The 14,499-nt window shown below is 64.1% G+C and carries 14 protein-coding genes; 6 read left to right on the forward strand and 8 right to left on the reverse strand.

Features of this window, described 5'->3' with window-relative positions:
- Window positions 1-63: 63 nt before the first annotated feature.
- A complete protein-coding gene (locus tag AC56LW_RS06600; RefSeq protein WP_499633012.1) occupies window positions 64-2,196 on the forward strand; it encodes a TonB-dependent receptor plug domain-containing protein in 2,133 nt (710 codons plus the stop codon).
- Window positions 2,197-2,378: 182 nt separating this feature from the next.
- Here AC56LW_RS06600 and AC56LW_RS06605 read toward each other — a convergent pair whose 3' ends face one another.
- Window positions 2,379-3,515 (reverse strand): PilT/PilU family type 4a pilus ATPase, encoded by a 1,137-nt coding sequence (locus AC56LW_RS06605; protein WP_183556964.1) that lies wholly within the window; start codon window positions 3,513-3,515, stop codon window positions 2,379-2,381.
- Between the two features lie 9 nt (window positions 3,516-3,524).
- A complete protein-coding gene (locus AC56LW_RS06610; RefSeq protein WP_332532983.1) occupies window positions 3,525-4,568 on the reverse strand; it encodes a type IV pilus twitching motility protein PilT in 1,044 nt (347 codons plus the stop codon).
- Between the two features lie 54 nt (window positions 4,569-4,622).
- Between AC56LW_RS06610 and AC56LW_RS06615 the strand changes: the two genes are divergently transcribed.
- Window positions 4,623-5,324, forward strand: coding sequence for a YggS family pyridoxal phosphate-dependent enzyme (locus AC56LW_RS06615; RefSeq protein ID WP_499633015.1), 702 nt, complete (start codon window positions 4,623-4,625; stop codon window positions 5,322-5,324).
- A gap of 10 nt (window positions 5,325-5,334) precedes the next feature.
- Window positions 5,335-6,147: a pyrroline-5-carboxylate reductase gene (proC, locus tag AC56LW_RS06620; RefSeq protein ID WP_499633017.1), complete on the forward strand. Its 813-nt coding sequence runs from the start codon at window positions 5,335-5,337 to the stop codon at window positions 6,145-6,147.
- Between the two features lie 62 nt (window positions 6,148-6,209).
- Here proC and AC56LW_RS06625 read toward each other — a convergent pair whose 3' ends face one another.
- The 4 genes from AC56LW_RS06625 to ubiA form a co-directional block, all read right to left on the reverse strand.
- Window positions 6,210-6,512 (reverse strand): hypothetical protein, encoded by a 303-nt coding sequence (locus AC56LW_RS06625; RefSeq protein WP_499633019.1) that lies wholly within the window; start codon window positions 6,510-6,512, stop codon window positions 6,210-6,212.
- Window positions 6,496-6,879, reverse strand: coding sequence for a phage holin family protein (locus tag AC56LW_RS06630; RefSeq protein WP_183556975.1), 384 nt, complete (start codon window positions 6,877-6,879; stop codon window positions 6,496-6,498). The genes AC56LW_RS06625 and AC56LW_RS06630 overlap by 17 nt, the downstream gene beginning before the upstream one ends.
- Before the next feature lies 1 nt (window position 6,880).
- On the reverse strand, window positions 6,881-7,201 hold the full coding sequence (locus tag AC56LW_RS06635) for an ElaB/YgaM/YqjD family protein (protein WP_332532988.1): 321 nt from the start codon (window positions 7,199-7,201) through the stop codon (window positions 6,881-6,883).
- Window positions 7,202-7,267: 66 nt separating this feature from the next.
- Window positions 7,268-8,122, reverse strand: a complete 855-nt coding sequence (gene ubiA / locus AC56LW_RS06640) for a 4-hydroxybenzoate octaprenyltransferase (RefSeq protein ID WP_499633021.1) — start codon at window positions 8,120-8,122, stop codon at window positions 7,268-7,270.
- A gap of 304 nt (window positions 8,123-8,426) precedes the next feature.
- Between ubiA and AC56LW_RS06645 the strand changes: the two genes are divergently transcribed.
- Together AC56LW_RS06645 and AC56LW_RS06650 are read left to right on the forward strand one after the other, a co-directional pair.
- Window positions 8,427-9,929 carry a PhoX family protein gene (locus tag AC56LW_RS06645; protein ID WP_332532990.1) on the forward strand — a complete coding sequence of 501 codons (1,503 nt, stop codon included), beginning with the start codon at window positions 8,427-8,429 and terminating at the stop codon, window positions 9,927-9,929.
- Window positions 9,930-9,960: 31 nt separating this feature from the next.
- Window positions 9,961-10,533: a PEP-CTERM sorting domain-containing protein gene (locus AC56LW_RS06650; RefSeq protein WP_499633023.1), complete on the forward strand. Its 573-nt coding sequence runs from the start codon at window positions 9,961-9,963 to the stop codon at window positions 10,531-10,533.
- A 53-nt stretch (window positions 10,534-10,586) separates the two neighbouring features.
- Here AC56LW_RS06650 and AC56LW_RS06655 read toward each other — a convergent pair whose 3' ends face one another.
- Window positions 10,587-11,432, reverse strand: coding sequence for a rhomboid family intramembrane serine protease (locus AC56LW_RS06655; RefSeq protein ID WP_499633025.1), 846 nt, complete (start codon window positions 11,430-11,432; stop codon window positions 10,587-10,589).
- 366 nt (window positions 11,433-11,798) lie between these two features.
- Here AC56LW_RS06655 and AC56LW_RS06660 point away from each other — a divergent pair, with 366 nt between their 5' ends.
- Complete coding sequence (locus AC56LW_RS06660) at window positions 11,799-13,505, forward strand: mechanosensitive ion channel family protein (RefSeq protein ID WP_499633029.1); 1,707 nt, start codon at window positions 11,799-11,801, stop codon at window positions 13,503-13,505.
- Here AC56LW_RS06660 and AC56LW_RS06665 read toward each other — a convergent pair.
- A complete protein-coding gene (locus AC56LW_RS06665) occupies window positions 13,483-14,430 on the reverse strand; it encodes a LysR substrate-binding domain-containing protein (protein WP_332533092.1) in 948 nt (315 codons plus the stop codon). The two genes, AC56LW_RS06660 and AC56LW_RS06665, sit on opposite strands and share 23 nt — an antisense overlap.
- Between the last annotated feature and the right edge of the window lie 69 nt (window positions 14,431-14,499).

Here is a 14,499-nt window from a genome sequence, read left to right on the forward strand (position 1 = left end):
TGAATCTGCCATGACTGCCCCCAAATGCTTCGCCCCACGCTTGTCGCGCTTTCCCTGTCTGCCTTGCCGGTTTACGCTCAGAACACCGCGGCACCGGCACTTTCCACGGACACTGTCCAGAAGGTCGAAGTCAAGGCCGACGCCAACGGCTATGATCCGCGCCGCGACGACACCGCCAGCAAGATCGTCGTCTCGACCGAAGAAATCCGGCGCTACGGCGACACCTCGGTGCTCGACGTGTTCAAGCGCCTGCCGGGGATCACGGTCAGCGGCGGCGCCGGGCGTGGCGGTGGCGAGATCCGCATGCGGGGCCTGGGCAGCGGCTACACGCAGATTCTTCTGAATGGCGAGCGCGCGCCGGCCGGCTTCGACATCGACCAGCTTTCACCCGAGTCGATCGAGCGCATCGAAATCCTGCGCGCCGCCAGCGCCGAGTTCTCGACCCAGTCGATCGCCGGCACCATCAATATCGTCCTCAAGCGCGCGGTGAAAAAGGCGCAGCGCGAACTGCGCGTTGGGTATGGCAAAAGCGGGGAGGTGAGCAATCCTTCGGCCAGCCTCACCATGTCGGACCGCGTCGGCAAGATGTCGTATTCGCTCGCCGCGAGCGCCTGGCGCTACGAGTTCGATCGCCCGTCGCCATTTGAGGAGTCGCAAATCGATGCGGCTGGGCGCCCCATCTTCGTGCGGCGTAGCGAGCAGACCGATCGTGGCAGCCCGCAAGGCATCAACCTCACACCACGGCTGAACTGGAGCCTGGAAAACGGGGATACGGTCAGCTGGCAATCGCTCGTCGCGCACCAGCGCAACAATTACCAGGGGAGCACCTTGACCGAGACCATTCTTGGCCTGCGCCCCCTGTACGACGAGCGCGACGTGCGCAGCAAGGGCACCAACACGACGCTGCGTTCGGACCTGACCTGGATGCATAACCTGGAAGAAGGCGCCAAGTTCGAGCTGAAACTGGGCGTGAACGGGTCGCGCAGCCGCGGCAACTGGCATGAAGACGACTTTCGCACGCTGGACAGTGTTGATCGTCTGGCGCGCGACTCCACCGTGCTCAGTGCCACTGACGAAGTTGGCGGCACCGCGGTGGGCAAGTATTCGCGGCCATGGAAAAAGGACCACGCGCTGTCGATGGGCTGGGACGCCGGCCATACCTTGCGCGACGATGCACGCGGCGAGGTGGAACTGTTCCCGCTCGCGGGCAGCACGCTGCGCCGCGATGAAGATTACGACGCCACCCTCAAGCGCCTGGCGCTGTTCGTGCAGGACGAGTGGAACGTCACCAAGCAATGGTCGATGTACGCTGGCCTGCGCTGGGAAGGGCTGGAGACGCGCAGCAGCGGCAACACGTTCGACACCAGCACCAATCGCGCCAGCGTCTGGAGTCCGCTCGCCCAGACACTCTACAAGCTGCCCGACAGCCGCGATCAGGTGCGCGTGGCGCTGACGCGCACGTTCAAGGCGCCGGCGGCCAGCAGCCTGATCCCGCGACGCTTCACCACCCCGAACAACAGCCAGACCGACCCTGACTATCGCGGCAATCCCGACCTGAAGCCCGAACTGGCGACCGGCATCGACGCATCGTACGAACATTACTGGGCCGAGAAGGCGCTGCTGAGCGCCAGCCTGTCGGTACGGCGCATCAGCGACTACACGCGTCAGGGCCTGCTTTTTGAAGACGGCCGCTGGATCCAGACGCCGGTGAATGATGGCGACGCGCTCACGCGCAGCCTGGAGCTGGAGGCGAAGTTTCCGCTGTCAGCCGTACTGCAGGACGTGCCGGACATCGACCTGCGCGCCAGCCTGGCGCGCAACTGGTCGCGCGTCGATACGGTGCCGGGGCCGGACAACCGGCTCGATCAGCAGGTGCCGGTGTCGGGCACGCTCGGTGTGGATTACAAGACGCCTGGCGGCAAGCTCACGACGGGCGCGAGCTTCGCCTTCAAGAACGGCGGCAACGTGCGCGTAAACGTGGAGCAGTCACGCTACCAGAGCGTGCGGCGTGAGCTCGACGTGTATGCGCTGTGGAAGCTCAATCCGACCTACCAGCTGCGGCTGGCGGCAACCAATCTGCTGGCGCAGGATACGGTGTCCGAGTCGCGCTACGTGGATGACAACGGCGTGCAGCGCAGGACGACGTTTTCGGATGGGCAGGCAGTGGCGCGTGTGACGCTGGAGTCGCGGTTTTAAAACGTAGCGTGGACGGCTGCGCCGTCCACGCGGTGATCGGTATCAGTGCCGATTTCGTGCCGGATGAATTTGGTGTTAACCATCACCGCGTGGACGGCATAGCCGACTGCGCGTCCCGGTCCACCCTACGCCATGGTTTTATATCCGGCCACGCAATGGTACCGACCGGGTACACCACCCCATCACACCAACCCCAACGCCTCCGTCCCGCTCGAAAAATCGCGGTTCTTCGCATGCTTGCTATTGAGCTTGATGTTCAATCGCAGGTCATTGACCGAGTCCGCATTGCGCAGCGCATCTTCGTAAGTGATCTTGTCGGCCTCGTACAGGTCGAACAGCGCCTGGTCGAACGTCTGCATCCCCAGCTCGCGCGACTTCTTCATGATTTCCTTGATCTCATGGACTTCGCCCTTGAAGATCAGGTCCGAAATCAGCGGTGAGTTCAGCAGGATCTCGATTGCCACCACGCGCCCCTTCGATTCCTTCTTTGGAATCAGGCGCTGCGAGACCAGGCCTTTCAGGTTCAGCGACAGGTCCATCAGCAGTTGCTGGCGCCGCTCTTCGGGGAAGAAGTTGATGATCCGGTCCAGCGCCTGGTTGGCGCTGTTGGCGTGCAGCGTGGCCAGGCACAGGTGGCCCGTTTCGGCGAACGCGATGGCATGTTCCATCGTCTCGCGGTCGCGGATCTCGCCGATCTGGATCACGTCCGGCGCCTGGCGCAGCGAGTTTTTCAGGGCTGCTTCGAAGCTGTCGGTGTCCACGCCCACTTCGCGCTGCGTGATCACGCAGTTCCGGTGCGGGTGGACGAATTCAACGGGATCTTCGACCGTGATGATGTGGCCGTAGCTGTTCTCGTTACGGTAGCCGACCATCGCCGCCAGCGTCGTCGATTTGCCCGACCCCGTCGCGCCGACCATGATCACCAGCCCGCGCTTGGTCATCACGACGTCCTTGAGCGTGTCGGGCAGGCTCAGTTCCTCGAACTTCGGGATCGCCGTGGTGATCACGCGCAGCACCATGCCCACGCAGCCCATCTGCATGAAGGCCGAGACACGGAAGCGTCCCAGGTCCCCCGGCGTGATCGCGAAATTGGCTTCGCGCGTCAGCTCGAACCCGGCCCCCTGCTTGTCGTTCATAATGGCGCGCGCCAGGTCGCCCGTGTGGCCGCTGGTGAGCGGCTGGCTCGAGACGGGCGTCATGCGCCCGTCGATCTTGATCGCCGGCGGAAAGCCCGCCGTGATGAACAGGTCCGAGCCGCCCTTGGTCACCATCAGGCGCAGCAGGTCGAACATGAATTTGGTAGCCTGGTCGCGTTCCATCAATGGTCCTTAACCGAGGAAGTTTTCGGGGATCTTGGCGGCGCTGCGCGCGACCACCGACGAGATCATGTTGCGGCGTACGAGGTCGGTCAGGTTCTGGTCGAGCGTCTGCATGCCCACATTGCTGCCGGTCTGGATCGCCGAGTACATCTGCGCGATCTTCGCTTCGCGGATCAGGTTACGGATGGCCGGTGTGCCGATCATGATTTCGTGCGCCGCGACGCGGCCCGAGCCGTCCTTGGTCTTGAGCAGCGTTTGCGAGATCACGGCCTGCAGCGACTCGGACAGCATCGCGCGCACCATCTCTTTTTCTTCGGCCGGGAACACATCGACGATACGGTCGATGGTCTTGGCGGCCGACGACGTGTGCAGCGTGCCGAACACGAGGTGACCCGTCTCGGCGGCCGACAGCGCCAGGCGGATCGTTTCCAGGTCGCGCAACTCGCCGACCAGGATCGCGTCCGGATCTTCGCGCAGCGCCGAGCGCAGCGCGTTGCTGAACGAGAGCGTGTGCGGGCCGACTTCGCGCTGGTTGATCAGGCATTTCTTGGAGTCGTGCACGAATTCGATCGGGTCTTCGATCGTCAGGATGTGGCCGTATTCCTGTTCGTTGAGGTGATTCACCATCGCCGCCAGCGTGGTCGACTTGCCCGAGCCCGTAGGGCCCGTGACCAGCACCAGGCCGCGCGGTTTCAGCGCCAGTTCGCCGAAGATCTTCGGCGCGTTCAGGTCTTCGAGCGACAGGATCTTGGATGGAATCGTGCGCAGCACGGCGGCCGCGCCCCGTTCCTGGTTGAACGCATTGACGCGAAAACGCGCCAGCCCCGGAATCGCGAACGAGAAGTCGCACTCGAGCACTTCTTCGTACTGCTTGCGCTGGCCGTCGTTCATGATGTCATAGATCATGCCGTGCACGTCCTTGTGCTCCAGCGGCGGCAGGTTAATCCGGCGCACGTCGCCATGGACGCGGATCATCGGCGGCAGGCCGGCCGACAGGTGCAGGTCCGAGGCCTTGTTCTTGACCGAGAAAGCGAGTAATTCCGATATGTCCATTTATAATCCCAGTGCCGCAAACGGCCTCAAAAATATTTCCTATAGAAAATCATTATGTCCATAATCGCCGGGAACTTGCAAGCTGTCGAAGCGACAATCACCGATGCTGTAAAGGCATCGGAACGCACCAGAAGCGACGTCCAGTTGCTGGCCGTATCGAAGACCTTCCCTGCGCAGGCGGTATTGGATGCGATGGCCGCGGGCCAGCTGGCGTTCGGCGAAAACTATTTGCAGGAAGCGCTCGACAAGATCGCAAGCGTCGCGCAGGCGCAACCAGATGCCGCCGTCGAGTGGCATTTCATCGGCCCGATCCAGAGCAACAAGACGCGGCCCATCGCCGCCAGCTTCGCCTGGGTGCACACGGTCGAGCGGCTCAAGATCGCGCAGCGCCTGTCGGAGCAGCGGCCGCCCGAACTAGGCCCGCTGAATATCTGCCTGCAAGTGAATATCAGCGGTGAGGCCAGCAAAAGCGGCGCCTCGCCCGAAGAATTACCGGGGCTCGCGCGTGAGGTCGCGCAATTGCCGAACCTGCGCCTGCGCGGCCTGATGGCGATCCCTGAACCGACCACCGATGTCGCAGAACAGCGCGCCGCCTTTGCCCGCGTGCGGGACCTGTTTGACGCGCTGCGCGCCGATGGCCTGGAACTGGATACGCTGTCGATGGGCATGTCGGGCGACCTGGCGCCCGCAATCGCCGAAGGCGCGACGATCGTGCGCGTTGGCAGCGCCATCTTTGGCAAACGCGATTACACCTGACAGGATCACCATGAACATCGTCTTTATCGGCGGCGGCAATATGGCCGCAGCCTTGATTTCCGGGCTCGTGAAGGTCGCGGGCTCCGGCGCGCAGATCCACGTGGTGGACCGCAATCCCGAAGCACTGGAGCGCCTGGCGCGCGAGTATGGCGTGCGCACCGCGACGGACATCGACGAGGGTGTCCGGCACGCTGAAGTCGTGGTGCTGGCCGTGAAGCCGCAGCAGATGCGCGAAGTGGCCACGGCACTGGCGCCGCACCTGACGCGCCAGCTGGTGCTGTCGATCGCAGCGGGCATCCGCAGCAGCGACCTGGCACGCTGGCTCGGTGGCTACGACGCCATCGTGCGCACGATGCCGAACACGCCGGCGCTGATCGGCATGGGTGTGACGGGGATGGCGGCGCAGATTGGTGTGAGCGCTGCACAGCGCGAACAGGCCGACGCCGTCATGCGCGCGGTCGGCAAGACTGTGTGGCTGGACGACGAAGCGCAGATCGATGCGGTGACGGCGGTCTCGGGCAGCGGGCCGGCCTACGTGTTTTACTTCCTCGAAGCGATGCAGGAAGCGGCGCGCGCGATGGGTCTGAATGCGGAGCAGGGCAGGGAGCTGGCGCTGGCCACGTTCACGGGCGCCGCGCAACTGGCGGCGCAGTCTGCTGAACCGGTCGACGTGCTGCGCGCGCGCGTGACGTCAAAGGGCGGCACGACGCATGCGGCAATCGAGAGCATGGAAGCGGCAGGCGTGAAAGGCGCGATCGTCGCAGCGATGCAGGCCGCAGCAGCACGTGGCAAGGCGCTCGGGGACGAGCTGGGCCAGGACTGAGCGCATGAAAAAAGGGGCGCCGCGAATGCGGACGCCCCCTTTATATTGGGGGAGTGCGGGGTTCAATGTACCTCGAACTTCCTCCACCCCAGCACCGGCAGCACCTTCTGCGCCAGCTTGTAGGCCGACAATGCTGCCGTGATCGCGCCGACCACCCAGGTCGGCCTGGTCAGCAGGATGCCCACCCCGACGCCGGCGGCGGTCAGGATGGCTTTCTTGTGCTGCACCACATAGCCCGTGGTGCCGCCCATCGCCGACGGCGTGCGCAGCAGCGTCACGTCGGCCGACATCTGGGCGCGCTGTTCGGCGCATTGCGCAGCCAGCAAACGGCGGCGCACCGCCAGTGGTTCAGATTTTGACGTCATCGATCGGCTCTCCTTTGACAGCTTGCGCATCCTTGCGCAGTTCGGCCAGCGTGGCCGCCATGATCGGCCCGCGGTTCGTCAGGTCACCACGGACCTTGAAGAACGCCAGCACACTGCCCAGCGCGAACAGCAGCGTCATGCCGCCAACGGCGAGCAGGCGGTGCGTATCCCAGAACAGCACCAGCACGAACAGAATCAGCAGCAGCACCGCGACCAGGCCGAAGAAGGCGGCAGCGATGCCCCAGGCCACATACCCGAACAGGCGGTGCGTTTCTTCCTGCAGTTCGAGCGTCGCCAGCTCCAGCCGCGTGCGCAGCATGGCCAGCAGCGTGGCCCCGATGCGCGAAATGGTCGCGGGGATCGTCATCTTATTTACGGACGATCAGCATGCCGATGACGACACCGATGGCGGCGCCCAGGCCAACCGATTTCCATGGGTTGTCCTTGACGTATTCGTCGGTGGCCTTGGCGGCGACCTTGGTGCGCTCGACCACGGTTTCTTCGGCGTTGATCAGGCCGACCTTGGCCGAGGCCAGCGTCTGCTCGAACTTGGCCTTGGCCGACTTGAGTTCTTCGCCGGTCAGCTGGCTGCCGTTGCGCAGCCACGATTCCGCGTCGCCGATGACGCTTTTCAGGTCATTGACCAGCTGGTCACGGGTATTGGTCTGGGTCGGGATTTTTTCGATCATATTGGGCCTCTTGGTGTGGTGGTCGATCACGCTGCCGGAGCAGCGATGAATGTATTTCGGACAATATTAACCTAATGCATAATCTAGTGCGACACCAATGAACAGTGCGGCCCCCAGCCAGTTGTTATGGCGGAAGGCCTTGAAGCAGTTCGTCCGGTCGCGATGGCGGATCAGCGTGTAGTGATACAGCGCAATCGCGCCCGCCACCGCCACACCGGCCACGAACCACCAGCGCAGGCCCAGCGACCAGCCGCACAGCAGGAAGATCGCCAGCGACGCGCCGTAGCACAGCATGATCGCGGCCACGTCGAAGCGCCCGAACGTGATGGCCGACGTGCGCATGCCCAGCTTGATGTCGTCATCGCGGTCGACCATCGCATACGCGGTGTCGTAGGCCACGGCCCAGAACACGTTCGCCACCAGCAGCCACCAGGCTACGCCGGGCACCGCGCCCTGCACGGCGGCAAACGCCATCGGGATGCCGAAGCCGAACGCGATGCCCAGGTAAGCCTGCGGAATGGCGAAGAAGCGCTTGAAGTATGGGTAGGTGCCGGCAACCACCACGGCCACCACCGACAACTGCTTGGTCAGCGCATTGAGCGGCAGGATCAACAGGAACGACGCGATTGCCAGCACGGCCGCGACCATCACCGCTTCCCAGCCCCGGATCTTGCCGCTCGTGAGCGGGCGGTCGACCGTGCGTTTGACGTGGCGGTCGAAGTCGCGGTCGGCGTAGTCGTTGATGGCGCAGCCGGCTGAGCGCATCAGCGCCGTGCCGATCACGAAGATCGCCAGCACGTCCAGGGCCGGCACGCCGCCGGAGGCCATCCACAGCGCCCACAGGGTGGGCCACAGCAGCAACAGGATGCCGATCGGCTTGTCGGCCCGGATCAGGCGAAAGTAGAGCGCCAGCTTGTTCATGTGTTCGCTTTTTTGTCGCAAAAAATATTGATCGGAAGACAGCAATTCTAGCCGGTTTGGGGATGCTGCGCGGCGCACCCTTGCCGCAGCAGGCCCCATGCGATGTGCATGACAGGCAGATGTCACGACCAACGGTGTAGGGCAAAAAATTGTCTTTTTGTTGTCATTAACTTGACATGATCGTTTGCTTTAATGCATCGGTCCGAGCCGGGGTGGTAAGGACAGGCGGGCCGCCGCTCAGGCGCTGCCAACATTCGAGATGCCGGTCCACCGGCTCGCACGTCCAATCAATGGAGAAGTACACATGAACAACCACGACACGTCGCCGTCGCGCCGCAACCTGCTCAAGGGCATCGCCGGCGCCAGCGCGCTGCCATTCGTCGGCGCCTTCGCCGCGCTGCACGCCCGTGAAGCGGCCGCCGCCAATGGCGTCACCGCGCTGGTCGACAGCCCGTACGGCCCGATCGCGCCGACCAATGACCTGAGCACCGGCCTGCCGCTGCTGCAACTGCCGCCCGGCTTCACGTACAAGAGCTATGGCTGGCGCGGCGACATCATGACCGATGGCCGGCCATGCCCGGCGGGCCACGACGGCATGGGCGTGATCGCCACGCGCAAGGTCGGCCGCAGCACCGAGCAGGTGTTGGTGCGAAATCATGAAATCACCAGCAGTGCAGCTGGCAATTTCATCAACGCCTACAGCTTCTACGACGGCGGCACGATCAATACCACCACGACCAACCGCTCGTGCGGCGGCACCACCAACCTGGTATTCCGCGATGGCGACTGGGTCAGCATGACGCCAAGTCTGGGCGGCACGCAGCAGAATTGCGCCGGCGGCGTCACGCCATGGGGCACCTGGCTTACCTGCGAAGAAGTCGGTTCCGACGCCATCACCGCCGGCGGCAAGAAGCACGGCTACGTGTTCGAAGTGACCGCCGATCCGCGCCAGACGACCGGCCAGCCGATCGTCAACATGGGCCGCTTCGCGCACGAAGCCGCGGCCGTCGACCCCACCAACAGCAATGTCTACCTGACCGAAGACTCGTCCGGCAAGTCGGGCTTCTACCGCTACGTACCCGACATCAAGACCGGCGCGGCCGGTTCACTGGCGCGCGGCGGCGTGCTCGAGATGGCGAAGGTCAAGGGCGTCAACAACGTCAACCTGGCCACTGCGTCGGTCGACCTGACGTACGAACTGGAGTGGGTGTCGATCCCGAACCCGGACGCCAACCGCGGCAACAGCGTCGGCTTGAATGGCCAGGCGATCAGCAACGCCGCCGGTCCGTTCAATCAGGGCTGGGCCAAGGGCGCGCTGCGCATGAACCGCGGCGAAGGCATCTTCTACACCAAGGGCAAGCTGTACGTGATGGACACGTCGGGCGGCCCGGTCAACCGTGGCGCGATCTGGGAACTGGACCTGGCCAGCCAGACGCTCAAGTGCATCTATTCGAGCCCGAGCCCGCTGATCGGCAATATGGGCGACAACCTGGCCGTCAGCCCGCGCGATGGCCTGCTGATCTGCGAAGACTCGTCCAGCCCGATTACCGACACCTTCGGCTTCGGCCAGCGCCTGATGGGCCTGACGGGCGCCGGTGATGCGTACATCTTTGCCAAGAACAACGTGAACCTGACGGCGGCCCAGCTGACCGCCGCCGGCAAATTGACGACGCTGGCCGGCGATGGCCGCGGTAATGAATTTGCCGGCGCCTGCTTCGATCCGACCGGCCGCTACCTGTTCGTCAATATCCAGACGCCAGGCATCACCTTCGCGATCTCGGGTCCATGGGCCAAGGGTCCGCTGTAATTCTCACCGCATTCATTCAAGGATATTCACCATGACCATCAACAAATTCATCATCGCCGGCCTGGCTGCACTGGCGTTCTCCACATCGAGCCACGCGGCGCTGCTGGTCAACTCGAACAGCGCGGCAGGCAATGTCGTGACCGATTACAGCGTCGCCGGCGCCGTGTCGTTCGACTTGGCGCTGGCCAATTTCACTGGCACCACGCTCAACTTCGTGCTGGAGGAAGCCGACCTGGCTGGACCGCTGAGCCTGAGCGCGATGGTGATCAACCTGAGCGGCATGTCGTTCCCGCAGTTTAACTTTGGCTTGCAGGGCATCCGTTTCGCTGCGCCGGGCACGGTGTCCGCATTCTCGCAAGCGCTCAGCGTCAACCACTCGTTCTACAACGCGGCGATCACGTTCGCCAATGGCGAACCGGCCGAGTTCCAGTTCGGGAACCCGACGCTGCTCGATGGCCGCAGCGACTGGCTGCTCGACACCAGCGGCATGCGCGCCGGCGACACGTTCTCGATCGTGGCCGAAGTGCCGGAACCGTCGACGATCGCGCTGATGCTGCCGTTGCTGCTGGGTGGCTTGATGGCGGCCCGTCGCCGTCAGGGCTGATCGGGCTGGTTACTGGCATAGCGTGGGCGGAATATCCGCCCACGCTGCCGGTATTACGGGTGTTGAGGATTCACGGCCCGCATCGCCTCGCGTTGCGCAGCAAGCACCTCCGATGCGCGCAGGATCTGCGCGATCCGGCTGACCTGGTCGGACGGCGGCTGCTTCACCAGCGTCACCAGCACGCCCAGGCCGACGGCGAACACGAGCGCCGACTGCACCGCAGGGGCGATCCGCAATACTCTTCCCGGCAGCATCAGCAGGGCGCCGATGGCGATCCCGGCGAGGGCACCACCGATGTGGGCCGCATTGTCGGTGCCGGTCATCAGAAAGCCCATGCCGATATTCAGCGCCACCACCTGGAAGATGACCTTCAATTCGATTTTGGCCGCCGTGCCGGCGCACAGTGCATGTACCAGCAGGGCGCCGGACGCGCCGAGCAGCGCGCCGGATGCGCCGATGCTGACCGTGGTCGCGAAATGCGGCGTGAAGCCCATGGCCGATGGCACCAGGTCGTAGCCCATATTGCGCACGGCCACGCTTGCATACCACCAGGCGCTGGCCAGCCCGCCGAACAGGCCGGACAACAGATAGATCAAGGTAAAGCGGGTACGGCCCCAGACCGCTTCGGACAATGGACCGATCTGCGACAGCATGAACATGTTCAGGCCAAGGTGCAGCGCGCCACCGTGCAGGAACATCGACGTGACAAGCCGCGTCCAGTCGCCGGTGAGGGTGTAGGGGCCGAGGTTGCCGCCCCAGGCAGTCAGGTCGGCCGGGCGGGGCGACATCCAGTCGACGCCGTTCATGCCCAGATACACCCAGGCGCCGATATTGAGCAGGATGAACCAGAAGGTGGGGGTGGTGAAAAGGCTCGGGCGCGTGCCCGGTGTTGTCTGCATGATTGTTACCGAAAATAAATTATCGGTGAAAATAGCACCTTTCAACGAAGCCGTCGATTCGATATGGCTCGTTCATTGCCAATCGCCTGCGACACCCTTGCGCTGCCAGCAATAGTGCGGGCATTACATCGGCAGGATGCTAGACTTTGGGTCCCGGACACCACTGTCCGGCCATCGAACCGATCGCATCGCACGTTCGGGCCAGCAAGTTGGCCCGGACACCGCGTGTCCGTCACTGCGCATCCGCAGACACGTCATGTCGCGGCGACAGCACCGTTGCTCCTGCCTGGCTGACGCCATTCAATATGCGCCATGCGCCATGCGATCAAACACGTGCAAGGAGTCGTTTTGAATAGAATATTTTCCATGAGATTACTGGTCTCGCTGTCCCTGGCATTATTGCTGGGGCTTACCCAACCGCCAGCGTTTGCCGCCGGCCAGGATGCCGAGGCGCCCGCCGCCGCCGAACCTGCCGTCCCCGATCCGCTCAAGCGCGAGACCCCGCGCTCCATGGTCTCCGGCCTGCTCGGCGCGCTTGGCCAATCCGACTACGATCGCACCGCGCTGTACTTCGACTTGCCACCAGCAACCAGCTCACGCCAGCGTACCAACGCGGTGGAGCAGGCGCGCGCGTTCCATGCGGTGCTGGACGATGGCGGCACGCTCGATACCTTCATCACGCTCTCCAACGATCCCAACGGCAAGGTGAGCGACGACCTGCCGGTCGATCAGGAGCGCGTGGGCGAGATCGCCATCCAGGACAAGAAAATCCCGGTGCTGCTCACGAAAGGGCAGGACGGCGAGCATCAGGTATGGCGCGTCTCGCGCGAGACGCTGACCCAGATCACCGCGGCCACCAAGCGTGCGCCCGTGGTCACGGAACCTGCGGCCGACCAGGTCGTCGTCGCTGGTGCGCCGCTGAAGGATTGGGCGTTGTTGCTGGGCCTTGGCGTGCTGGTGTTCGGCGGTCTGTGGATGCTGTCGGCGCTGATCGTGTTCTGCATGCGCAAGCTCGTGCCCGACCCGGAAGCCAATGGCCTGTACCGCTTCTTCGAGGCGGCCCTGCCGCCGGTGAGCCTGTTGATCGCCGTCGGCGTGTTCTACAACTGGGCCGAGCAGCTGCCGGTGTCGATCGTGGCGCGTCAGACCTTGCTGCGCTATACCGGCATCGTCTCCGTCATCGCGCTGGTGTGGTTCGGCCTGCGGCTGGTCGATGCGATCTCGGAACTGGCGATCGCCCGCATGCAGCGCAGCCAGCGGCGTCAGGTCATTTCGGTCATCACGCTGGCGCGCCGCGCCGCCAAGGTCATCCTGCTGGCGTTTTCGTGCATTGCGATCCTGAGCACCTTCGGCATCGACGTCACGACGGGGATTGCGGCCCTCGGTATCGGTGGTATCGCGCTGGCGCTGGGCGCCCAGAAGACGGTGGAAAACCTGGTCGGCAGCGTGACCGTGATTGCCGACCGCCCGATGCAGGTGGGCGACTTCATCAAGGTCGGCGACGTGGTGGGCACCGTGGAAGACGTCGGCATCCGCTCGACCCGCATCCGCACCAACGAGCGCACGGTGGTGACGATTCCGAACGGCGACCTGTCGGCGCGCCAGATCGAAAACTACGCTGCGCGCGACCGGTTCCTGTTCAATCCCGTGATCGCGATCGCTTATGGCAACTCGTCGGCCAAGCTGAAGGAAGCGATTTCCATCGTCCAGCAAGTTCTCGCTGAAGAAAAGAACATGGCGGAAGGGCACCGCGCGCGCCTGGGCAGCATCAGCGAGCGCGCCTTCAACATCGAGGTGTTTTCCCACATCGACGTGCACGAGTTCGACACGCAGGTGATCATTCGCGAAAAGCTGCTGCTGACGATCTTCGAGCGGCTGGAAGCGGCTGACATCAGCCTGGCGTTCCCGACCCAGACCATCGTGTTCTCGCCGTCACAGCTCGAGGCGGTCAGGGGCGGGCCTGCGGCCAACGGCGATGCGACCGATGCGGACGATACGAACGAGAAGGCCGACGCCGTCGCTATCGCGCCGCCAGCCGTGTGGACCGGCGCTACGCAGCCGCCTCGTACGTGATCATCTCCACGCCAGCGAGCTGACATTCACTCACCGCCTGCATCACCGCATCGATGGCAGCGCGGCGGGTGAAGCTCTTGCGCCAGGCGATCACGACGCGGCGCGACGGCGCCGGCCTGGTGAACGGCACATAGGCCAGCAAGCCGTTCGACTCGCTCAGGTCGGTCACCGACGCACGCGGCAGCACCGTCAGACCAATGCCGCTGGCAACCATGTGGCGGATCGTTTCCAGCGACGAACCTTCGAACGTGCGCTGCATGCCGGTGCCACCGCCCGGCGCCGAGAAGCGCGCCATTTCCGGACACACTTCCAGCACCTGATCGCGGAAGCAGTGGCCGGCACCGAGCAGCAGCATCGTTTCGCTTTTCAGGTCCTCGGCCGAAATTTCCTTGCGCTTGGCCCACGGGTGGTGTTTCGGCATGGCCACGATGAATGGCTCGTCGTACAGCGGCTGCACCGCCATGCCATGGTCGGGCAGCGGCAGCGCCATGATCGCGGCGTCGAGCTCGCCTTGGCGCAGCAATTCCAGCAGCTTGTGCGTGAAATTCTCTTGCAGGATCAGCGGCATCTGCGGGACCGTGTCGATCAGGTTTTTCACGAGTGGCGGCAGCAGGTACGGGCCGATCGTGTAGATCACGCCCAGGCGCAGCGGGCCAGCCAGCGGGTCCTTGTTCTGCTTGGCCAGTTCCTTGATGGCAGCGGTCTGTTCCAGCACGCGCTCGGCCTGCGCCACGATCTGGGCGCCCAGGGGCGTGACGGAGACTTCGGAACCGCCGCGCTCGAACAGCAGCACGCCCAGCTCGTCTTCCAGCTTCTTGATGGCGACCGACAGCGTGGGCTGGGCCACGAAACAGGCTTCGGCCGCGTGGCCGAAGTGCTTGGCGCGGGCGACGGCGACAATGTATTTCAACTCGGTCAGGGTCATGATGGGTGTCTCGACTAGGCGCGTTGCCGGCGCCGCGTAGTGAGCGGGGCAGCACGGCGCGCGCCATGA

It is taken from the genome of Telluria sp. LT2P80 (assembly GCF_059685955.1).